The sequence below is a fragment of the Xanthobacter sp. BG11Y11_SDJG genome, assembly GCF_057364445.1.
The window spans coordinates 1-612 of sequence record NZ_JBNFNU010000865.1; the positions used below are offsets into that span (position 1 = coordinate 1).

At 74.8% G+C, this 612-nt stretch carries 1 protein-coding gene; it reads left to right on the top strand.

Annotation, left to right across the window (positions count from 1 at the left end; all coding sequences use genetic code 11):
• Window positions 1–65 precede the first annotated feature (65 nt).
• Window positions 66–612: aminotransferase class V-fold PLP-dependent enzyme (locus AC2W7M_RS27020; RefSeq protein ID WP_486136317.1), on the top strand; the 547-nt coding region annotated here is incomplete at its 3' end.

A 612-nucleotide genomic window follows, 5' to 3' on the forward strand; every position in this document is an offset into this window, starting at 1 on the left:
CGCGCGCGGGTCGAGCGGGCGCGGGGGCGAGGTGGCCGCCCTTGCGGGGCGCTCACGGACGGCAGGTGACCTTTACGTCCGGCGCCACCGAGGCGCTCGCCGCGGTGCTCCATCCGCATGTGGAGGTGGCCGGCCGGCCGAAGCCCTGCGACGTGCTGCTGGTGAGCGCCGTCGAGCATCCGGCCGTCACGCGCGGTCACCGCTTCCCCGCCGGCGCGCTGGAGACCATTGCCGTGGATCGCGACGGGCGCATCGACCTCGGCGCGCTGGAGGCCGCCCTTCTGCGTCATGCGGTGGCCGGCCGGCGCGCCATGGTGGCGCTGATGGCGGCGAACAACGAGACCGGTGTGCTCCAGCCGGTATCCGAGGCGGCGCGCCTCGTCCATACCCATGATGGCGTGCTGGTGTGCGACGCGGTTCAGGTGGCGGGCCGCATGCCGTTTCCCATGGGCGCGCTGGCGGTCGACTTCCTGGCTCTCTCGGCCCACAAGCTGGGCGGTCCGCAGGGCATCGGCGCGCTCATCGCCGGGCACGCGGACAGTCGCATCACGCCGCTCATGACGGGCGGGGGCCAGGAGCGCGGGCAGCGCGGCGGCACCGAAGCGGTCGGCC